Consider the following 19,362-nt stretch of genomic DNA (forward strand, 5'->3'; position numbering starts at 1 on the left):
ACCCGCCCCTTCCGTAAGGTCCCTCCGACTCGCCTTTAGCGGGCTAAACGCGATCCGGTGGCAAGGTGGGGGCATGACCGGGGTGAAGGAGCTTCTGCAGGAGAAGGACCACATCTTCCTCGACTTCGACGGCCCGGTGTGCGACGTGTTCGCCGAGCTGCCGTCGCTGAAGGTGGCCGATCGGCTCAAACGCCTCGTCGGGCCCGATCTGCCTGCCGAGGTGGCCGCCTCCGCCGATCCGTTCGACGTGCTCGAGTACGCGGTGTCGTGCGGTCCGAACGCCGCACACGTCGTCGAGAGGCAGCTCAGCCGCCTGGAGGGCGAGGCCGTCTCGATGATCTCGCCCGCGTCTGGCGCGCAAGAGACGATTCGGGAGTGGGCCGCGCAGGGATTCACGGTGACGATCGTCAGCAACAACTCCGTCGACGCGATCCGGTCCTTTCTCACCCTGCACGACCTCGCCGAGCAGGTCCGCCGGATCAGCGCGAGGAGCTCGAGCGATCCGGAACAGCTGAAGCCGAACCCGACGCTGATCGAGGCCGCGATGCGCGCTCTCGGTGCTTCGCCCGGGCAGTGCGTGATGATCGGCGACTCCGCTGCGGACGTCCTCGCCGCTCGCGCCGCCGGGGTCGCCTCAGTCGCTCTGGCGGTCACGCCCGCGAAGCGCAGGAGCCTCGCCTCCGTCAACCCAGATGCCCTGGTGGGCGCCCTGGCGGACCTGCGTTTAGCGGGCTAAACGCGATCCGGCGGCGGGGACGCGCGACCGCGGGCCGAGCGACTTTAGCGGGCTAAACGCGATCCGCCAGCAGGCCAAGGAAGAGCACCATCCCGACGGAGTTGTTGTTCATGAACGCCCGGAAGTAGCCGTCGCGCTCGCGACGCGCTGTCAGCCTGCCCTGGTGGACGAACAGCACGCCCGCGACCACGACGGCGAGGTGGAACTCCCAACCGAGCGAGCCCACCCGGCCGACAGCCGCCATGAGCACCAGCGTCGCGCCCTGCAGAACGCCGATGGCCAGCCTGTCGTGACGGCCGAACAGGATCGCCGTCGACTTCACGCCGATCTTCAGGTCGTCGTCCCGGTCGACAGCGGCGTACTGCGTGTCGTACGCGACCACCCACAGGAGATTGGCGAGGAACAAAAGCCAGCAAACCGGCGGCAGGGATCCGCCGACGGCGGCGAAAGCCATCGGGATCGACCATCCGAACGCGGCGCCCAGCACCACCTGCGGCAGATGCGTGTGGCGCTTCGCGAAGGGGTACACGCACGCCAGCGCCAGAGCCACCACCGAGAGCGAGACGGTCAGCGGATTGAGCGTCATGGCCACCAGGAAGGAGAGCAACACCAGGACGCCGAACAGGTAGCGCGCCTCTGTCCCCGTCGCCGCGCCGCTCGGCAGCGGACGGTTCGCGGTGCGCCTGACGTGACCGTCGAACCCGCGGTCCGCGTAGTCGTTCACCACACAGCCCGCCGCTCGCATCAGCCACACGCCGGCCACGAACGCGGCGACGATCCACGGTGTCGGCGGACCGGCGATCCACAGTGCCCACAACGTCGGCCACAGGAGCAGCAGCGCGCCGATCGGCTTGTCCGCCCGCATCAGGCGCAGGTACGTCGGCAGCTTGTTCCGTGCGAGGAGCAGCGACATCGTCCCTCCAGCTCGGTCACAAGCTAGTGGGCCCGCCACCTGCGTCGCCCGAACTTGGCACTATGGGCCAAGAGGCCGTCAACGGATGGGCACGCGGGCCGGAACCCCGGCGGAACAAAACGGCCGGTCAGGAGCTCAGGGGCCGAGTTTCCGCAAGGTGAGCGGACCCTCCTTGCAAAGCTGGCACTCACATGGCTAGAGTGCTAATTGCACGGCCCGAACACGCCCCGGCACCCGCGACGGCGGGGGTGGTAGGAGCCGTAACTCATCCTGCCAACGCTTTCGACGACCGTGGAGGTCAACCCGGTGAGCGTGAACATCAAGCCGCTCGAGGACAAGATCGTTGTCCAGACGAGTGAGGCCGAGGAGACGACCGCTTCCGGCCTCGTCATCCCCGACACCGCCAAGGAGAAGCCCCAGGAGGGCAAGGTTCTGGCCGTGGGCCCGGGCCGCATCGACGACAAGGGCAACCGCGTCCCGCTCGACGTTTCCGTCGGCGACGTCGTCATCTACTCCAAGTACGGCGGCACCGAAGTGAAGTACAACGGTGAGGACTACTTGATCCTCTCCGCTCGCGACGTGCTGGCCGTCATCAACTGACGTCCGCTCTCAGCGCATGACGCCCCGGGCCCCGCATTGCCGGGGAACGGGGCGTTCGTGTTTTCCGAGCAGTAAGACTGGAAGGTAAGCGGAACAGGCATGCCCAAGCAGATCAGTTTCGACGAGGACGCTCGTCGCGCGCTCGAGCGCGGGGTGAACAAGCTCGCCGACGCGGTCAAGGTCACCCTCGGCCCGCGTGGTCGCCACGTCGTGCTCGACAAGAAGTTCGGTGGCCCGACCATCACCCTCGACGGTGTCACCGTCGCTCGCGAGATCGAGCTCGACGACCCGTTCGAGAACCTCGGCGCCCAGCTCGCCAAGAGCGTCGCCACCAAGACCAACGACGTCGCCGGTGACGGCACCACGACCGCGACCGTGCTCGCGCAGTCGCTGGTGAAGGTCGGCCTGCGCAACGTCGCCGCCGGTGCCAACCCGACGGCCGTCGGCCGCGGCATCGAGGCCGCCGCGGAGAAGGTCATCGCGGTTCTCAAGGAGAAGGCGACCCCGGTCAAGGGCCGCGACAACATCGCCCAGGTCGGCACCGTCACCTCGCGTGACGCGGCCATCGGCGCCCTGCTCGGCGAGGCCGTCGAGCGGGTCGGCGAAGACGGTGTCATCACGATCGAGGAGTCGTCCACGCTGGCGACCGAGCTCGTGATCACCGAGGGTGTGCAGTTCGACAAGGGTTTCCTGTCGGCGCACTTCGCGACCAACCCGGAAGAGCAGAAGGCGATCCTCGAGGACGCCTACCTCCTGCTGGTCCGCGAGAAGATCTCGTCCCTGGCAGACCTGCTCCCGGTGCTGGAGAAGGTCGTCGAGGCCAAGAAGCCGCTGCTGATCATCGCCGAGGACGTGGACGGCGAAGCGCTGTCGACCCTCGTGGTGAACTCGCTGCGCAAGACGATCACCGCCGTCGCCGTCAAGGCGCCCTTCTTCGGTGACCGCCGCAAGGCGTTCCTGGACGACCTCGCGGTCGTCACCGGCGGCGAGGTCATCTCGGCCGAGATCGGGCACAAGCTGTCCGAGACCACGCTGGCCCAGCTGGGCAACGCGCGCCGCATCGTCGTCACCAAGGACGACACCACGCTCGTCGACGGCGCCGGCACCAAGGACGACATCGCCGGACGCGTTGCGCAGATCCGCAAGGAGATCGAGAACACCGACTCCGACTGGGACCGCGAGAAGCTGCAGGAGCGGCTGGCGAAGCTCGGCGGCGGTGTCGCGGTGATCAAGGTCGGCGCGGCCACCGAGACCGAGCTCAACGAGCGTAAGCACCGCATCGAGGACGCCGTGGCTTCGACCAAGGCGGCCGTCGAAGAGGGCATCCTGCCCGGCGGTGGCTCGGCGCTCGTGCACGCGGTCAAGGAGCTCGAAGGTGGCCTCGGCCTCGAGGGCGACGAAGCGACCGGTGTCCGGATCGTCCGTGACGCGCTGTCCGCCCCGCTGTTCTGGATCGCGACCAATGCGGGCCACGAGGGTGCGGTCATCGTGAACAAGGTCCAGGAGCAGAGCTGGGGGCACGGCTTCAACGCCGCCACCGGTGAGCTCACCGACCTGCTGGCCGCCGGCATCGTCGACCCGGTCAAGGTGACCCGGTCCGCGGTGGCGAACGCCGCCTCCATCGCCCGGCTCGTGCTCACGACGGAGAGCTCCGTCGTCGAGAAGCCGGCCGACGAGGAGCCCGCCGCGGGCGGGCACGGCCACGCGCACTAGTTCCACCCCGAAGCGGGGCGGTACTCCACTGGAGTGCCGCCCCGTTTTGTCGTCCCGACCACCCCGCCGAAGCGACTTTAGGGGGCTAATCGCGATCCGGCGGCGGGGGCGGCCAGGCGCGAGCCGAGCGACTTTAGCGGGCTAATCGCGATCCGGGGCCGGGGGAGCGGAGGCCGCGAGGGAGCGACTTTAGCGGGCTAATCGCGATCCGCACGGGCCTGGACACGCGGAAGGGCGGCACCCCACCCGGATGCCGCCCTTCCGCGTTGCCGACTCGGCCGGATCAGCCGTTCGACATGCTCAATGTGCGCTTGTCCGCCTTGATGATGTGCTCGCGTTCGGACTCCGAGAGCCCGCCCCAGATCCCATAGGGCTCGTGTACGGCGAGCGCGTGGGTCCGGCACATGGCCAGCACCGGGCAGGCCAGGCACACGGCTTTGGCCCGCGCCTCGCGGCGGGCTCTGGCCGGCCCGCGTTCGCCGTCAGGGTGAAAGAAGGACGCGCTGTCCATGCCTCGGCACGACCCTTCGAGCTGCCAATCCCATACATCGGCGTTGGGCCCCGGGAGCCTGCGTGTGTCCGCCATCCTGACCGCCTCCGTCATCCGGTCGAAGCGTTTAACCTGCTCTGCTGCGCTGCGGATACTCCATTCGGTGCAACGGCGGTAACGTTAGAAGCGCGCCAATACTTGTTCAAGAGATTCAAGACGATTCAGCCGTTAGGCATCCCCCGGATGTGTGAGCGGTACTTTCCGTTCCGGTTGCCCCCGCCCCGGCCTGCCTGGATATTGGGTCGAGTGGGATCTCGGATCAGCAGTGAAGAACCCACCCTGCCGGTGGCCTCGGTCGCTCGCCGGCTCGGGGTCGCACCGTCCACCCTGCGAACCTGGGACCGCAGGTACGGCGTAGGACCGAGCCGCCACACCAACGGTCGCCACCGCCGCTACGGCAGCTCCGACATCGGCCGTCTCGAACTGATGCAGCGCGCGTTGCTCCGCGGCGCCTCGACGGCCGAAGCGGCGAAGTACGCGCTCGAGCAGATGCCCCGGGCAGCGGCGGCGGAAAACCCGGAAACCGCCGCGGTCCAAGTGGAGGAACAGGCCACCGCGCCGCCCGCCGAGGATCACGACGTCCCGTCCCGCCTCGCCAGACGCCTGAGCACGGCCGCGCTCGCGATGGACTTCGGCGCGGTCCAGCGCATGCTCGCCGACACGATCCGCGAACTCGGGGTCCTGCCCGCCTGGACCGGCGTCGTGTCGCCGGTCCTGACCGCGCTCGGCGCGCGCTGGCGCGGGGTCAGCGCCGGTGCGGAGGTCGAGTACCTGCTCGCCGAATGCGTGTACGCCGCCCTCGTCCGCGCGACGCCGGTGCTCCGCGAACCGCGCAACCAGCGGCCGGTCCTGCTGACCTGCGTCCCGGACGAGCGCGACAACATGCCGATGTACGCACTCGCCGCGGCGCTCGCGGGCCGCCGGATCGGGGCGCAGCTGTTCGGCGCCTCCCTGCCGGCCGAGGTGCTCGCGGTGACGGTCCGCCGCAGCGTTCCGGCCGCGGTGGTGCTGTGGTCGGGACGGCCCGCGACCGCGGACCCGCGTCTGTTCGCCAGGGTGTCCCGCGGCCGTCAGCGCAGCAGGCTGTTCGCGTGCGGTCCCGGCTGGGATCCCGCCACCCTCCCGGACAAGATCGAACTGCTCGGCGAGCTGTCGACGGCCGCCGACCGGATCGAGCACGTTCTTGTCGGTGCGAGGCGATAGAAAGGACGCATGGAAGCGTCCTTGCGGTCCGCCGCGTTCGGTGACGGAGTGCCGCCGCCGAAGCCCTTCGGCGTGCCCGCGTCGCCTCGCGGACGGCTGCTCGCCGCGATCGTGCTCGGCGGCCGCGGCCGGTACGCGGCGGCGGCCACCCTCCTGAACGATTTGCGCGCGAGCAAGGATCCGGTGCTCGCGTCTTTGGCCGCCAGCACGCTCGCGTCGCATCGGCGCCAGCTGGGCGGGCACGCCGCGGCCCTCACCCTCGACGGTGAGGCGCTCGCGCTGGCGATCACTGCGCCGCGAGAGGAACCAGACCCGGACGGCCTGGACGCCGAGGGGGCGCGTGCGGACGCCCTCCTCGGGCTCGCGGCGGACAACCTCGGACGCGGCAGGCTGGCCGCCGCCCGGCGGCTGGTGGCCCGTGCGGAGGCGCACACCGGCAACTGGCGGAGCCGGACCAGGGCCGGTTGGGTGGGCGCGGAAATCGAACTGGCGAGTAACATTTCCGAGGCGGGGATCGCACCTGCGGAAATGGCGCTGGAAACGGCGCGAGCCCGGGGCGCCTGCCGACATGTCGTCAAATCGCAGCTTGTACTCGGCGTGACGATCGCGAATGGGAGTTCCGCTGAGCGGGACCGTGCGAAGGCGCTGGTGGAGAGCGCCCGCGAAACCGCCGATAAATACGAATTCAATTCACTTCTGTGGGTGGCCTGCCTGGTCGCGGCCGACTTCGCGGCAGGACACGCCGATGAGTATCGATTCAGAGTGCCCGAACTGTTGCACGCAGTGTTACGGCACGCAGATCCTTGCGGGAGGCGGCTCGCCCGGGAATCTCCGTGGGTCCCGGCCGAGGGCGTCTAGCCTGTTGGAGGGCCCATTCCGGCAACTGGGCTAAGAGTTTTCAAAAAAAGCCACCGGATCGTGTCAAGGTTCGGGCTAAAGCGTCCGATAGGGGAAGTGGAATGTCACCCGGCTGCAGGAAGGAAACCCCGTGACGACGGTCTTGATCTGCGACGACCGACGCAGTGTCCGCGAAGGGCTCACCCGAGTGATGTCCGCGGTCCCAGGGGTCAGTCGCATCGACTGCGTAGCGCACGGTGACGAGCTGCTGGCCCGGTACTCCCGTCAGCCGGTCGACGTCGTGCTGGTCGGAACCCAGCGCGCTGTCCCGACTGGCGTCGAAGCCACCCGGCGGCTCGTCTCGGCGAACCCCCAAGCGAACGTGATCGTGTTCGGCGCCCCGGACGACGCGGGCAGCATCGCCGCCGCGATCGCCGGCGGAGCCCGCGGCTACCTGCGTTGGGACGCCTCGCGTCCCGAGCTGGTCGCCGCACTGGCGCACACCCTCGCCAGCACCTCGGTGCCGGCGCCGCGCCAGCCGTCCGACCCCGGCGTCCAGCTCACCGAGCGCGAGCTCCAGGTGCTCCGTGGGATGAGCCAGGGCAAGAGCAACGGACAGATCGGCCGCGAGCTGTACCTGTCCGAAGACACCGTGAAAACCCACGCCCGTCGCTTGTTCCGCAAGCTCGGCGTGCGTGACCGAGCTCAGGCCGTCGCCCACGGATTCCGCCGTGGACTCGTGTCCTGACAATGCTTTCCTGATTTCGCCGGTTAGATCGCGCAACGGGTGACAGCGGGCCGGGGGTGAACCCCCTGGCCCGTACCTGTGTTCCCTGTCACGCTTCGCGCATTTATGTTCACCGCTCGGGCACTCTTGCCCGAGCGTGTCCGCCTTCGGGTGGACCGTCGTACCCCACTGCGTTCCAGCTCGTTGAAAGTTCGACTACGAGTGAAGGGAACCACGAAGACCCGGGTCTCAGCGTGCTCGCCGGACAGGCGGCACGCCGATGGCGGCCGTCAACGAAGGCGGCGGGCCCGGGCGGTACGGTAGCTGTCACCGGTAGTGGCCTCCGAAGTCACACGCCGGACTCTTTGCACACCTATACGTAACACTGGGACTGTTGTCTGCGATGGCCAATGTGGGGGACGGACTGGATGAGCCGGTCGCCGCTGCTGTTGAGGGTGATCCTCAAGCGGTCGAGCGGTTGCTGGCGGCCATCCGTCCTTTGGTAGTGCGGTACTGCCGCGCTCGGGTTGGCAGGCAGGAGCGTTCGTTCGCTTCCGCAGACGATGTTGCTCAGGAGGTGTGTCTCGCGGTGCTCACGGCATTGCCTTCGTACCGTGATCAGGGCCGCCCGTTCCTGGCCTTCGTCTACGGGATCGCCCAGCACAAGGTGGCCGACGCGCATCGCGCCGCGGCCCGAAACCGCGCCGAACCGGTCGCCGAGGTCCCCGATGAGATCGAGGGCGGCGTCGGTCCCGAGCAGCGTGCTCTCCAAGGCGAGCTGAACGAGCGCATGTCGCAGCTGCTGCGTGTACTTCCCGACAAACAGCGCGAGATCGTCGTCCTGCGTGTTGTCGTCGGACTGTCCGCCGAAGAGACGGCAGAGGCCGTGGGGTCCACCCCCGGCGCCGTCCGGGTGGCCCAGCATCGCGCCCTTGCGCGCCTACGTAAGGTTCTGGCCGCTGAGGAGGTGATCTGAGTGACCGATCGCGACCATCGGTTCTCCCCTGGGACCGATCGTGAACTGACGGCCTTCGAAAGAGGGCTGACGTCCTCCGAGGCAGAGTTCGCCGCTGATCTTTCGGCCGTTCAGGCCGATGACGCGCTGCTCGACGCCCTCGGCGGCTCGGACCCGAAGATGGCCGACGACCTCGGCGATCAGGAGCTCAACGCGCTGCTGCTCGCCTGGCGGCGCGATATCGACAGCGAGCCGCTCGCGGAACTCGTCGACGTCGACACCGCCGTCGTCACCGTGAAGACAGCCGCGCTCGCCCGCAAACACGGGGGAAGACGCCGGCTGCTGGTCCCGGTGGCCGCCGCGGCGGCCGTCCTGGCCATCGCCTTCGCCGGTACCGGTCTCGCCGCGAAGGACGCGCAGCCTGGTGACACGCTCTGGGGCCTGACCAAGGTGCTTTACGCCGACCACGCCCGGTCGGTCGAGGCCGCGGCGGCGGCCAAACTCGATCTGGAAAAAGCCAACCTCGCGCTCGCCGGTGGGCGCCTCGACGACGCGCGCAAGGCGCTCGACGAGGCTCAGGCCGCGCTGAGCCAGGTGACCGACGAAGAAAATCGCGATCAGCTGCTCGAGCAGCATCGCCAGTTGAGCGCTCAGCTGCAGAACCCCGGCCAGCAGCCGTTGCCACCGGATCAGCAGTCGCCGACGCAGACTCCGGTCGCGACCACCCCGCAGCCCACTCCGCAGCCGACAGCTCCGCCGACGTCGCTGCCCGGAGGCGGCAACCCCGGCACGAGCCTGCCGGGCACCACGACTCCCACACCGACTCCGCCGACCTCGACGAGCGAGCCGCCCCCGCCCACGACGTCCACGACGCCGCCGGCCTCGGGCAACGACCCCGGTGGCTCACGTAACGAGCCTTCGCCGGGCACGGGCGCCGGAGTGCAGGCGCCCGCCGCCGCGGTCGAGACGCCGTAACACCCCCGAAACACCGAAAGGGCCTGGTGAGATCACTCTCACCAGGCCCTTTTCGTGTACGGCTCAAAGCGACTTTAGCGGGCTAAACGCGATCAGTAGGCGCTCTCGTTGGCGGTGACACCGTCCGCGAAGCCGCGGCAGTAGTCCCAGCTCACGTAGTCACCGGGGTTCGGATCGAACGCGGGCTCGTGCGGCCGCATACGGCCGTCGGCGAGCAGCTGCTCGAGACTGGCGCGAAGCAGATGCCAGTCGTGGTAGTGGGGTTCGTCGCATTCACCGCAGTCGACCACGATCCCGCGTACCCCGCGCGGTTCGAGAAGCGCCTGGTAGACGGCAAGATCTGAAAGGTCGGCCAGCAACTCGGTGCGTTCTTCGTCGCTGATCGGCTCGTCGAGCCGGTCGGCTTCGTCGATGAACGCGCGGGCCGGGTCGTCCGGGTCATCCGCGAACGGGTCTGGGGGCAACGCATCTTGCGGCACGCCTGCACGCTACCGGGCGCCCACCCGGGCCGGGCGGCCGCCCGGCCCGGATATCATGAGGGGCAGGCCCCCGCCGTGATGTAACCCAGCCACGGCGGCTCTCATTGTCACCGCTAGGAAGGCCCTTCGCCTGCTATGACCAGCGACAGCGTCACCGCCCCCGTCCCGAGCAAGTTCGCCATGCTCGGGCTGACCTTCGACGACGTGCTGCTGCTGCCGGCCGAGTCCGATGTGGTGCCCAGTGCGGTCAGCACCCGCACCCGGCTCTCGCGCAACGTCACCCTGAACATCCCGCTGGTCTCCGCCGCCATGGACACGGTCACCGAAGGCCGGATGGCGATCGCCATGGCGCGCCAGGGCGGGATGGGCGTGCTGCAGCGCAACCTGCCGATCGACGACCAGGCTTCCGCCGTCGAGGTCGTGAAGCGCTCCGAAGCCGGCATGGTGACCGACCCGGTCACGTGCTCGCCGGAGGACACCATCGCCGAGGTCGACGCGCTGTGCGCGCGGTTCCGGATCTCCGGTGTGCCGGTGACGGACGCCGCCGGGACACTGGTGGGCATCATCACCAACCGCGACATGCGGTTCGAGGTCGACTACACCCGTGCGGTGCACGAGGTCATGACGAAGCTGCCGCTGGTCACCGCGCAGGTCGGGGTCACCGCGGAGGCCGCGCTCGGGCTGCTGCGCCGCCACAAGATCGAGAAGCTGCCGATCGTCGACGGCGCGGGCAAGCTGCGCGGGCTGATCACGGTCAAGGACTTCGTCAAGACCGAGCAGTACCCCAACGCCTCCAAGGACACCAACGGCCGCCTGATCGTCGGTGCCGCCGTCGGGGTCGGCCCGGACGGGCACAAGCGCGCGATGGCGCTGGCCGACGCCGGGGTCGACGTACTGATGGTCGACACCGCGCACGGGCACTCCCGCGCCGTCGTCGAGACGGTCGCGCTGCTGAAGAAGGAACTGGGCGGGACCGTCGACATCGTCGGCGGCAACGTCGCGACCCGTGCGGGCGCGCAGGCGCTGGTGGAGGCGGGCGCGGACGGGATCAAGGTCGGCGTCGGCCCGGGCTCCATCTGCACCACCCGCATCGTCGCCGGGGTCGGCGTCCCGCAGATCTCCGCGATCTACGAGGCCGATCAGGCCGCTCGCCCGGCCGGGATCCCGGTGATCGGCGACGGCGGCATCCAGTACTCGGGCGACATCGCGAAGGCGATCGCGTCCGGCGCGTCCACGGTGATGCTCGGCAGCCTGCTCGCCGGCACCGCCGAATCGCCCGGTGACCTGATCCTGGTCAACGGCAAGCAGTTCAAGACCTACCGTGGCATGGGTTCGCTGGGCGCCATGCAGTCGCGCGGCCAGGCGAAGTCCTACTCGAAGGACCGCTACGCGCAGGACGACGTGCTGAGCGAGGACAAGCTGGTCCCCGAGGGCATCGAAGGGCGGATCCCGTTCCGCGGGCCGCTCGCGAACGTCGTCCACCAGCTCGTGGGCGGGCTGCGGTCGGGCATGGGCTACGCGGGCGCGTCGACGATCCCCGAGCTGCAGGAGGCGCAGCTGGTGCGGATCACCGCCGCCGGGCTCAAGGAGAGCCACCCGCACGACATCACGATGACCGTCGAAGCACCGAACTACACCACCCGGTAGTCCGCCCTTTAGGACACTTACGCATCCGGTTCCGTTGCCAGGAGACTTGATCCGCTGATCAAGTCTCCTGGGAGGAACCCGATGTCTTTCTCGCTGAACGCGCTGTCGATGTCACGCCGGACCGCGCTGGCCGTCTTCGCCGCCGCGGCCCTCGGGCTCGGCGGCGGGGTGGCGGCTTCGGCCGTCCCCACCGCTTCCGCCGCTCCGGTCCAGGCCGACGCCGCCGGACTCCAGGCGTCGCCGGGCGACCTCTGGAAGCGCACCGAGCTGTACTTCGGCACGACGAAGCCGGGCGGCGGGGAGCTGACGGACGCCGAGTTCACCGCTTTCACCGACAAGGTCGTCACGCCGCGCTTCCCGGACGGGTTCACCGAGCTGACCGGGCGCGGGCAGTGGCGCGGTTCGGACGGGAAGATCTCGCGGGAGAAGTCGAAGGTGATCGTCGTCGTGTACCCGTTCAGCGACCGCGACGCGAACCGCGAGATCGAAGAGATCAGGACCGACTACAAAAAGGCCTTCTCGCAGGAATCCGTCCTCCGGACCGACTCCGTGGAGAAGGTCTCTTTCTGACCCACGCGCCCCATCCGCCCCACCCGAGCGCGTTTAGCGGGCTAAACGCGAAACGGGTGGGGCGAGCGGGGCTGGTGTGACTTCGGGCCCGGTTCGGGAGCCCCGTGCGCAGGTCACCCACGCGGCCTAGCGACAATGGGGTGTAACGGTCGTCGGTGAGAAGGGACTTGACGTGCGGGATCTGGTCGAGATCGGCATGGGCCGCACCGCGCGGCGGGCGTATGACCTCGATGACGTGGAGATCGTGCCGTCGCGGCGCACCCGGTCGTCTTCGGTCGTGTCCACCGCCTGGCAGATCGACGCGTACCGCTTCGAGTTGCCGCTGGTCACGCACCCCACCGACGCGATCGTGTCGCCGGGAACCGCGGTGGCCGTCGGCGAGCTCGGCGGGCTGGGCGTCCTCAACGCCGAAGGGCTTTGGGCGCGGCACCCGAACGTCGAGGACGCGATCTTCCGCCTCGTCCGGGCCGCGGAGGACACGGAGGACCCGACAGCGATCGTGCGTGAGCTGCAGGAACTGCACTCCGCCCCGATCCGGCTGGATCTGCTGACCGAGGCGATCAAGACGGTCCGCGAGTCCGGCGTCACCGTGGCGGCGCGGGTCAGCCCGCAGCACGCCGCCGAGCTCACGCCGGATCTGCTGGCGGCGGGCGTCGAGATCCTGGTCGTGCAGGGCACGATCATCTCGGCCGAGCACGTCCAGCGCGACGTCGAGCCGCTGAACCTCAAGGACTTCATCGGACGTCTCGACGTCCCGGTGATCGCGGGCGGCGTCAGCGACTACCGCACCGCGATGCACCTGATGCGCACCGGCGCGGCCGGCGTCATCGTCGGTCACGGAGCCAGCCGCGGCGTGACGAGCACCGACAGCGTGCTCGGGATCGGGACGCCGATGGCGACCGCGATCGTCGACGCCGCGGCCGCGCGCCGCGACTACCTCGACGAGACCGGGGGCCGGTACGTGCACGTGCTCGCCGACGGCGGGATGAGCGTGTCCGGCGACATCGCCAAGGCCATCGCCTGCGGTGCCGACGCGGTCATGCTGGGCGCGCCGCTGGCCGCCGCCTCCGAGGCGCCGGGGCAGGGGCTCTACTGGACGTCGGCGGCCGCGCACCCGTCTCTGCCGCGCTCTCGCGTGGCCTTGGGCCCCGACTACGCCGTCGACCTCAAGACGCTGCTCTTCGGGCCGTCCTCGGACGCTGAGGGCGTCGTAAACCTCTTCGGCGCGCTTCGCCGCGTGATGGCGAAGACGGGCTACTCGGATCTGAAGGAGTTCCAGCGGGTCGGCCTGACCGTCCGCCGCTAACGCTCGCTCCAGGCCCGGGTCGCGTTTAGCCCGCTAAACGCGACCCGGGCCACTTTGCGCTCAGGTGCCCCAGCAGTCCCATGAGCCCCTCCTGTTTCGCGTTTAGCCCGCTAAAGTCGCTCGGCTGCCCTGGCCGCGCGTTCGATTTCCGCCCGCCGGGTCTCCCAGAAGGCCGCGTCCTTGGCCGGGGCCAGGTCGACGGAGCCGTCCAGTTGCTCTCGCAGGATGTCGGCGTGCCCGGCGTGCCGGTTGGTCTCGGTGAGGATGTGGACCAGCACGTTGAACAGCATCACGTCGGGACGCGGCCACCAGGGCACGTGACCGGGCGAGTCGACGGCGAGCGCGGCGATGGTCGCGTCGGAGTGCGCCCAGACACGTCGGTAGCGATCGATGATCTCCTCGCGGGTTTCGTGCTCGGTCGCCCACAGGTCGGTGCCGCGTTCGGGGATGGCCTCGGGAAACGGCCGATCGAAGACCTCGCCGAAGTACCGCGCCTCCCATGCCGCCAGATGCTTGACCAGGCCGAGAAGGTTGGTCCCGGTCGAGGTCAGGGGACGGCGGATGTCGTACTCGGACAGCCCGTCGAGCTTGCGGAGCACCGCCTCGCGGACCTCTTGCAGATCGCCGTGCAGGTATTCCTTCGCGAATTCATCGATCACGAAGACGAGCATGCACCATCCGAGTGGAAGGTAACCGGCGAGTAACTTACCTCTGGTCAGAAGGGGTGGCCGGGGTTACAGTCGAGGGTGTGACTGCCAGTAACACCACCACTGAAGACGACTTCGACTACGACGTGATCGTCGTCGGCTCCGGGTTCGGCGGGAGTGTCGCTGCCCTCCGCCTGACCGAAAAGGGCTACCGCGTAGCCGTCATCGAGGCGGGCCGACGCTTCGCCGACGACGAGTTCGCGAAGACGTCCTGGGACCTGCGCCGCTACGTCTGGGCGCCCCAGGTCGGCTGCTTCGGCATCCAGCGCATCCACATGCTCAAGGACGTCATGGTGCTCGCCGGCGCGGGCGTCGGCGGCGGCTCGCTGGTCTACGCGAACACGCTGTACCGCCCGCTGAAGCCGTTCTACGTCGACCCGCAGTGGTCCCACATCACCGACTGGGAGTCCGAACTCGGCCCGCATTACGACCAGGCCAGCCGCATGCTGGGCGTCGTCACCAACCCCAGCGTCACGCCGTCCGACGTCGTGATGAAGGGCGTCGCCGAGGACATGGGCGTCCCGGGGTCGTACCACCCGACGCCCGTCGGCGTGTACTTCGGCAAGCCGGGGGAGCGCGCCGAGGACCCGTACTTCGGTGGCGCGGGTCCGGCTCGCACCGGCTGCACCGAATGCGGCGCCTGTATGACCGGCTGCCGCGTCGGCGCCAAGAACACCCTGGTCAAGAACTACCTCTACCTCGCGGAGAAGGACGGCGCGAAGGTCATCCCGCTCACCACCGTGAGCGCGATCAGCCCGCTAAACGCGGGTGGGTACGAGGTGAGCATCAGGAAGACCGGCACCACGTCGCGCAAGTTCCGCCACAAGCTCACCGCCGGGCAGGTGGTGCTCGCCGCCGGCACCTGGGGCACGCAGAACCTGCTCCACGGCATGCGCGACACCGCCAACCTGCCGAAGCTCTCGCCGCGTCTCGGCGAACTGACCCGCACCAACTCCGAGGCCATCATCGGCGCCGCCCGCACCTCGGTCGACGAGGAGCGGAACTTCAGCCGCGGCGTCGCGATCACGTCGTCGATCCACCCCGACGACAACACGCATATCGAGCCCGTCCGCTACGGCAAGGGCAGCAACGCGATGAGCCTGCTCCAGACCATCGCCACCGAAGGCGATTCGGCGGTCCCGCGCTGGCGCCAGGCCGTCAATTTCATGCTCAAGCACCCCGTCCAGACTGTTCGCCTGCTCAACGGCTACCGCTGGAGCGAGCGCACGGTGATCCTGCTGGTGATGCAGAGCCTCGACAACTCCATCACCACCTACACCAAGCGCGGTCTCTTCGGCCGCCGCAAGTACACGTCCAAACAGGGCCACGGCGAGCCGAACCCCAGCTTCATCCCCGCCGGGCACGAGGCCAACCTCCGCACCGCCGAGCGCATCGGTGGAATGGCGGGCGGCACCTGGGGCGAGATCTTCGACATCCCACTGACGGCGCATTTCATCGGCGGCGCCCCGATCGGCACGGCGGCCGACAACGGCGTGATCGACCCGTACCACCGGGTCTTCAACTATCCCGGTCTGTCCATTGTGGATGGCTCGGCGATCACCGCCAATCTCGGCGTGAACCCCTCGCTGACCATCACCGCGCAGGCCGAGCGGGCGTTCTCGCTGTGGCCCAACAAGGGTGAAACGGACAATCGGCCGTCGCAGGACTCGCCGTACACGCGCCTGGAGCCGATCGCGCCCAAGAACCCGTCCGTTCCGGCGGACGCACCGGCGGCACTCCGGCGGTAAGTTGGGCTGGTGACCGCCTCGGAACGCGCCCACGTCCTGCTCGAACGAGTCCGTGCCATGCACGAAGAATGGGCGCGGGTGGTGCGCGCGCTCGACGAGGACGCGGTGCATGCCCCCAGCGCCTTGCCCGGCTGGACGAGGGCGCATCTGCTCTCGCACGTCGCGCGCAACGCCGACGGCCTCGGCAACCTGTTGACCTGGGCGAAGACCGGCATCGAGACGCCGATGTACGCCACCGCCACAGCTCGAGACGCCGGCATCGAGGCCGGAGCCGACCGCTCCGCCGCGGCGATCGTCGACGACGTCGTCGACTCCGGTGAGCGGTTCACGGACCTGGCCGCGTCCATGCCGGACGAGGCGTGGATCGGTGAGGTGCGCGATCGGCAGGGTAGGTCGGCCACCGGTGAGGGAGTGCTGGTCAAAAGGCTGTCCGAAACCTCGATCCACCTCGTCGATCTGGACTCCGGCTACGACTTCGACCGGGTCTCCGGGCTGCTCGGCCAGGAGTTCGAGGTGATGGTGAGCAGTGCGATCGCCTGGTACGGCGAGGGACTGCCCGCGGTCCTCCTGGTCGCCGTCGACGGCGACGGGACGCGGCACGAGTGGCGGATGGGCACCGGCGACCCGGCCAAGGTGACCGGCGCGCCCGGTGACGTCCTCGCCTGGATCACCGGCCGCTCCGAAGGGTCCACTTTGGACGGCGAAGTGCCGCCGCTGCCGCATTGGCTCTGACTCGGTCGGGTGAGCCCGGCAACCTGGCCGACGTCCACGCGTCTTCACAAGTATGAAGTTGGGGCGAAGGAACTTCCTCAAACTCGCCGGCGCGGCCGCGGCGGGGGCGGCCGCGACGGCGTGCTCCGCCGCACCTCCCGCGCAAGCGCCCACCTCGGCCCCAGGCACGTCGCTTCCGCCCAGCACCGGCGTCACGCCGCCGTCCGGCCCGCCGGACTGGGCCGCGCTGCGGAACAAGGTCTCGTTGCTCTTGCCGGGTGATTCCGGCTACGAGAACGCCAAACGCGTGTTCAACCCCGCCTTCGACGGTCTCAAACCCGCCGCGATCGCGAAATGCGCCAAACCGGAAGACGTGCAGGCCGCCGTCGAAGCGGCGGCGAGGCGCGTCCCGATCGCCGCTCGCAGTGGTGGCCACAGTTACGCGGGCTATTCCGTTCCCGACGCGGGCCTGATGATCGACCTCGGCGGAATGTCCTCAGTGGACGTTCAGGGCGAACAGGTCGTGATCGGCGCGGGCGCGAAACTCAAGGATGTCTACGCCACCCTCGCGAGCGCGGGGCGCTGCCTGCCCGCGGGATCCTGTCCCAGCGTCGGCATCGCCGGGCTGACGCTCGGCGGCGGAATCGGTGTCCTCGCCCGCAAATACGGGCTCACGTGTGATCACCTGGTGTCCGCGCAGGTCGCCACGGCGGACGGAAAGCTGCGGACGGCCTCGGCCGATTCCGAGCCGGAGTTGTTCTGGGCGTTGCGCGGGGGAGGTGGCGGTAATTTCGGTGTCGTCACCTCGTTCACCTTCCGCACCGATCCGTCGCCCTCGGTCGTCTCGGTGTTCTCGCTGCATTTCCCGGCGGGCAGCGCGAACGACGTCCTCGCCGAGTGGCAACGATGGCTGCCCGAAGCGCCGCCGGAGCTGTGGGCGAACGTCGTGCTGTCGGGAGGATCTCCGGTCGGTGCGCGGGTTTCCGGCTGCTACGTCGGCGACTCCGCTTCACTGGGTCGGGAGCTGGACAAGCTGACCAGCAAGGTCAAGGGAACGCGGACGGTGAAGCAGCTCGACTATCTCGGCGCCATGAAGTACTTCTCCGGCAGCGAGAATCGTCAGTCCTTTGTGGCCTCATCGCGGATACTCGGTGAACCGACGGATCCCGCGAAGCTGACCTCGATCCTCAACGGCAGGCGAGGCATGGACCTGCTGGTCGACGGCCTCGGCGGGGCGGTCGCCGACATCGCTCCGGACGCCACCGCGTTCTGGCATCGCAAGGCGATCGGCAGTGTGCAGATCTACAGCCAGGCGGATACGCGTAACCGTTCCGTGGCAACGGGTTCCGTCGCCGAGGTGGTGACGGGGATCGGGTTGAGCGGGGGCTACGTCAACTACATCGACCCCGGCCTGCCCGACTGGATGACGGCCTACTACGGCGACAACGCCACTCGCCTCAAGCAGGTGGCGAAGACCTACGACCCGGACAAGGTGTTCGGGTTCGCGCAGGCCGTCACCCCGGCTTAAAGGTCGATGCCGGTGAAGACGGTGACGCGTTCCTCGGTGAGGTCGTGCATCGCGGCGAGAACGCCTTCCCGGCCGACGCCCGATCCCTTGACGCCGCCGTAGGGCATCTGGTCCGCGCGGTAGGACGGGACGTCGCCGATGATCACGCCGCCGACTTCGAGTTCTGTCGAGGCGTAGAAGGCGAGATGCACGTCGCGGGTGAACACTCCGGCCTGCAAACCGTAAGCGGATTCGTTGACCGAGGCGAAAGCCTCGTCGACACCATCCACAATGGACACGGCGAGCACCGGGCCGAAGATCTCCTCCGCCCAGGCCTTTGTGGACGGTGGGACGTCGGTGAGCACGGTCGGCTCCACCGTCGCGCCGTCCCGCTTGCCGCCGGTGAGGATCTTCGCGCCCGCGGCGACGGCCTCGTCGATCCAGGCCACGATCCGCTCGGCGGCGGCCTCGTCGACGACCGGTCCCACGTCGGTGTTCTTGTCGTAAGGGTCGCCGGTTTGCTGTGCTTGCACGGCTTCCACCAGCGCGGGCACGAATTCTTCGGCGACCTCGCGTTCGACGATGACGCGCTGCACGGCGATGCAGGACTGCCCGGCCTGGTAGTTGCTGAAGGTCGCGATGCGATGGGCCGCGCCTTCGGGATCCGGCCAGTCGCGAAGTACGACGGCGGCCGCGTTGCCGCCGAGTTCGAGCACGACGTGCTTGCGCGGCGCGGCGTCCGCGAGCGACCAGCCGACCGGACCCGAACCGGTGAACGAAACGACCGGCAGACGGGGATCCGCGACCAGCGACGAAGTCTCCTCGTTGCCGAGCGGTAGCACTGAGAACGCGCCTTCCGGCAGGTCCGTCTCGGCCAGGATCTCGCCGAGGATCAATGCGGCCAGCGGTGTCCGCGGCGCGGGTTTGACGATGATCGGCGCGCCGACCGCGAGTGAGGGCGCGACCTTGTGTGCCACCAGGTTCAGCGGGAAGTTGAACGGCGCGATGCCCAGCACCGGGCCGCGCGGAATCCGGCGGGTGAGCGCCAGCCTGCCTTCACCGGCCGGGTCGGTGTCCAGTCGCTGGAGGTCGCCGCTGAACCGGCGGGCCTCTTCGGCGGCGATCCGGAACACCGACACCGCGCGCCGCACCTCGGCTTCGGCCCACTTGAGCGGTTTGCCGTTCTCGGCGGTGATGACCTCGGCGATCTCCTCGGCGCGGCCCGCGAGAACCCGCGAAACATGGTCGAGCGCCGCGGCGCGGCTGTGCGCCGAGGACCGTCGGAACTCCTTCGCGACGCTCGCCGCCGCGCTCACCGCTCGTTCGACCTGCTCCGGGCCGGGCACCGCGACGGTGGCGACTTCGCTTCCGTCGTAGGGGTGGTGCACGGTGAGCGTCGAAGCGCCCTGCTCGGCGCGGCCGGCGATCCAGGCGGGGCGCGGTTCCGGGGTGATCATGTCCATGGATGACAAGGTATT

Annotated in this window: 19 protein-coding genes; 14 read left to right on the forward strand and 5 right to left on the reverse strand. The window is 69.0% G+C overall.

The window, feature by feature from the left end; genetic code table 11:
* The first annotated feature begins 73 nt into the window (after positions 1 to 73).
* On the forward strand, positions 74 to 736 hold the full coding sequence (locus HDA45_RS24870) for an HAD family hydrolase (protein WP_184899154.1): 663 nt from the start codon (positions 74 to 76) through the stop codon (positions 734 to 736).
* A 52-nt stretch (positions 737 to 788) separates the two neighbouring features.
* Here the strand turns inward: HDA45_RS24870 and ubiA are convergent, their stop codons facing one another.
* Complete coding sequence (gene ubiA, locus HDA45_RS24875) at positions 789 to 1,649, reverse strand: 4-hydroxybenzoate octaprenyltransferase (RefSeq protein WP_184899156.1); 861 nt, start codon at positions 1,647 to 1,649, stop codon at positions 789 to 791.
* 306 nt (positions 1,650 to 1,955) lie between these two features.
* On the opposite strand from ubiA, the gene groES reads away from it, so the two are divergent.
* Positions 1,956 to 2,249: a co-chaperone GroES gene (gene groES / locus HDA45_RS24880; protein ID WP_007031106.1), complete on the forward strand. Its 294-nt coding sequence runs from the start codon at positions 1,956 to 1,958 to the stop codon at positions 2,247 to 2,249.
* Between the two features lie 99 nt (positions 2,250 to 2,348).
* Entirely contained in the window at positions 2,349 to 3,962 is a 1,614-nt protein-coding gene (groL, locus tag HDA45_RS24885; protein WP_184899159.1) for a chaperonin GroEL, read from the forward strand.
* A gap of 283 nt (positions 3,963 to 4,245) precedes the next feature.
* Here groL and HDA45_RS24890 read toward each other — a convergent pair whose 3' ends face one another.
* A complete protein-coding gene (locus tag HDA45_RS24890; protein ID WP_037315007.1) occupies positions 4,246 to 4,548 on the reverse strand; it encodes a WhiB family transcriptional regulator in 303 nt (100 codons plus the stop codon).
* A gap of 249 nt (positions 4,549 to 4,797) precedes the next feature.
* Here HDA45_RS24890 and HDA45_RS24895 point away from each other — a divergent pair, with 249 nt between their 5' ends.
* The 5 genes from HDA45_RS24895 to HDA45_RS24915 all read left to right on the forward strand — a co-directional run bounded on the left by HDA45_RS24895 (position 4,798) and on the right by HDA45_RS24915 (position 9,209).
* The gene (locus tag HDA45_RS24895; RefSeq protein ID WP_184905988.1) at positions 4,798 to 5,715 is read left to right on the forward strand and encodes a MerR family transcriptional regulator; all 918 of its coding nucleotides are present in this window, start codon (positions 4,798 to 4,800) and stop codon (positions 5,713 to 5,715) included.
* A 9-nt stretch (positions 5,716 to 5,724) separates the two neighbouring features.
* Complete coding sequence (locus tag HDA45_RS24900; protein WP_184899161.1) at positions 5,725 to 6,573, forward strand: hypothetical protein; 849 nt, start codon at positions 5,725 to 5,727, stop codon at positions 6,571 to 6,573.
* Between the two features lie 130 nt (positions 6,574 to 6,703).
* Positions 6,704 to 7,300 (forward strand): response regulator transcription factor, encoded by a 597-nt coding sequence (locus tag HDA45_RS24905; RefSeq protein WP_003073605.1) that lies wholly within the window; start codon positions 6,704 to 6,706, stop codon positions 7,298 to 7,300.
* A 382-nt stretch (positions 7,301 to 7,682) separates the two neighbouring features.
* A complete protein-coding gene (locus HDA45_RS24910) occupies positions 7,683 to 8,255 on the forward strand; it encodes a sigma-70 family RNA polymerase sigma factor (protein ID WP_037314832.1) in 573 nt (190 codons plus the stop codon).
* A complete protein-coding gene (locus HDA45_RS24915) occupies positions 8,256 to 9,209 on the forward strand; it encodes an anti-sigma-D factor RsdA (RefSeq protein ID WP_184899163.1) in 954 nt (317 codons plus the stop codon).
* Between the two features lie 92 nt (positions 9,210 to 9,301).
* Here the strand turns inward: HDA45_RS24915 and HDA45_RS24920 are convergent, their stop codons facing one another.
* Complete coding sequence (locus tag HDA45_RS24920; RefSeq protein ID WP_076163060.1) at positions 9,302 to 9,688, reverse strand: DUF5319 domain-containing protein; 387 nt, start codon at positions 9,686 to 9,688, stop codon at positions 9,302 to 9,304.
* A 135-nt stretch (positions 9,689 to 9,823) separates the two neighbouring features.
* On the opposite strand from HDA45_RS24920, the gene guaB reads away from it, so the two are divergent.
* The 3 genes from guaB to HDA45_RS24935 all read left to right on the forward strand — a co-directional run bounded on the left by guaB (position 9,824) and on the right by HDA45_RS24935 (position 13,211).
* Positions 9,824 to 11,335, forward strand: coding sequence for an IMP dehydrogenase (guaB, locus tag HDA45_RS24925; RefSeq protein WP_184899165.1), 1,512 nt, complete (start codon positions 9,824 to 9,826; stop codon positions 11,333 to 11,335).
* An 81-nt stretch (positions 11,336 to 11,416) separates the two neighbouring features.
* Positions 11,417 to 11,905: a DUF3574 domain-containing protein gene (locus HDA45_RS24930; RefSeq protein ID WP_184899167.1), complete on the forward strand. Its 489-nt coding sequence runs from the start codon at positions 11,417 to 11,419 to the stop codon at positions 11,903 to 11,905.
* Positions 11,906 to 12,077: 172 nt separating this feature from the next.
* Positions 12,078 to 13,211 (forward strand): GuaB3 family IMP dehydrogenase-related protein, encoded by a 1,134-nt coding sequence (locus HDA45_RS24935; RefSeq protein WP_184899169.1) that lies wholly within the window; start codon positions 12,078 to 12,080, stop codon positions 13,209 to 13,211.
* Between the two features lie 110 nt (positions 13,212 to 13,321).
* On the opposite strand, the gene HDA45_RS24940 is transcribed toward HDA45_RS24935, so the two are convergent.
* Positions 13,322 to 13,882: a DinB family protein gene (locus tag HDA45_RS24940; RefSeq protein WP_184899171.1), complete on the reverse strand. Its 561-nt coding sequence runs from the start codon at positions 13,880 to 13,882 to the stop codon at positions 13,322 to 13,324.
* Between the two features lie 77 nt (positions 13,883 to 13,959).
* Here HDA45_RS24940 and HDA45_RS24945 point away from each other — a divergent pair, with 77 nt between their 5' ends.
* From HDA45_RS24945 to HDA45_RS24955, 3 genes are read left to right on the forward strand one after another with little or no spacing between them, the layout of a single operon-like run.
* Positions 13,960 to 15,666 (forward strand): GMC family oxidoreductase N-terminal domain-containing protein, encoded by a 1,707-nt coding sequence (locus HDA45_RS24945; RefSeq protein ID WP_184899173.1) that lies wholly within the window; start codon positions 13,960 to 13,962, stop codon positions 15,664 to 15,666.
* A 9-nt stretch (positions 15,667 to 15,675) separates the two neighbouring features.
* Positions 15,676 to 16,398, forward strand: a complete 723-nt coding sequence (locus HDA45_RS24950; protein WP_184899175.1) for a maleylpyruvate isomerase N-terminal domain-containing protein — start codon at positions 15,676 to 15,678, stop codon at positions 16,396 to 16,398.
* A 52-nt stretch (positions 16,399 to 16,450) separates the two neighbouring features.
* Positions 16,451 to 17,905 carry an FAD-binding oxidoreductase gene (locus HDA45_RS24955; protein WP_184899178.1) on the forward strand — a complete coding sequence of 485 codons (1,455 nt, stop codon included), beginning with the start codon at positions 16,451 to 16,453 and terminating at the stop codon, positions 17,903 to 17,905.
* Here the strand turns inward: HDA45_RS24955 and HDA45_RS24960 are convergent.
* The gene (locus tag HDA45_RS24960; protein WP_184899180.1) at positions 17,902 to 19,347 is read right to left on the reverse strand and encodes an aldehyde dehydrogenase family protein; all 1,446 of its coding nucleotides are present in this window, start codon (positions 19,345 to 19,347) and stop codon (positions 17,902 to 17,904) included. The two genes, HDA45_RS24955 and HDA45_RS24960, sit on opposite strands and share 4 nt — an antisense overlap.
* Positions 19,348 to 19,362 lie beyond the last annotated feature (15 nt).

Source organism: Amycolatopsis umgeniensis (assembly GCF_014205155.1).
Taxonomy (GTDB): domain Bacteria; phylum Actinomycetota; class Actinomycetes; order Mycobacteriales; family Pseudonocardiaceae; genus Amycolatopsis; species Amycolatopsis umgeniensis.

Coding starts and splice junctions, on each gene's coding strand:
- HDA45_RS24960 (WP_184899180.1), bottom strand. CDS start 19,347: ATGGACATGATCACCCCGGAACCGCGCCCCGCCTGGATCGCCGGCCGC.
- HDA45_RS24930 (WP_184899167.1), top strand. CDS start 11,417: ATGTCTTTCTCGCTGAACGCGCTGTCGATGTCACGCCGGACCGCGCTG.
- HDA45_RS24900 (WP_184899161.1), top strand. CDS start 5,725: ATGGAAGCGTCCTTGCGGTCCGCCGCGTTCGGTGACGGAGTGCCGCCG.
- guaB (WP_184899165.1), top strand. CDS start 9,824: ATGACCAGCGACAGCGTCACCGCCCCCGTCCCGAGCAAGTTCGCCATG.
- HDA45_RS24955 (WP_184899178.1), top strand. CDS start 16,451: ATGAAGTTGGGGCGAAGGAACTTCCTCAAACTCGCCGGCGCGGCCGCG.
- HDA45_RS24910 (WP_037314832.1), top strand. CDS start 7,683: ATGGCCAATGTGGGGGACGGACTGGATGAGCCGGTCGCCGCTGCTGTT.
- HDA45_RS24870 (WP_184899154.1), top strand. CDS start 74: ATGACCGGGGTGAAGGAGCTTCTGCAGGAGAAGGACCACATCTTCCTC.
- HDA45_RS24940 (WP_184899171.1), bottom strand. CDS start 13,882: ATGCTCGTCTTCGTGATCGATGAATTCGCGAAGGAATACCTGCACGGC.
- ubiA (WP_184899156.1), bottom strand. CDS start 1,649: ATGTCGCTGCTCCTCGCACGGAACAAGCTGCCGACGTACCTGCGCCTG.
- groL (WP_184899159.1), top strand. CDS start 2,349: ATGCCCAAGCAGATCAGTTTCGACGAGGACGCTCGTCGCGCGCTCGAG.
- HDA45_RS24890 (WP_037315007.1), bottom strand. CDS start 4,548: ATGGCGGACACACGCAGGCTCCCGGGGCCCAACGCCGATGTATGGGAT.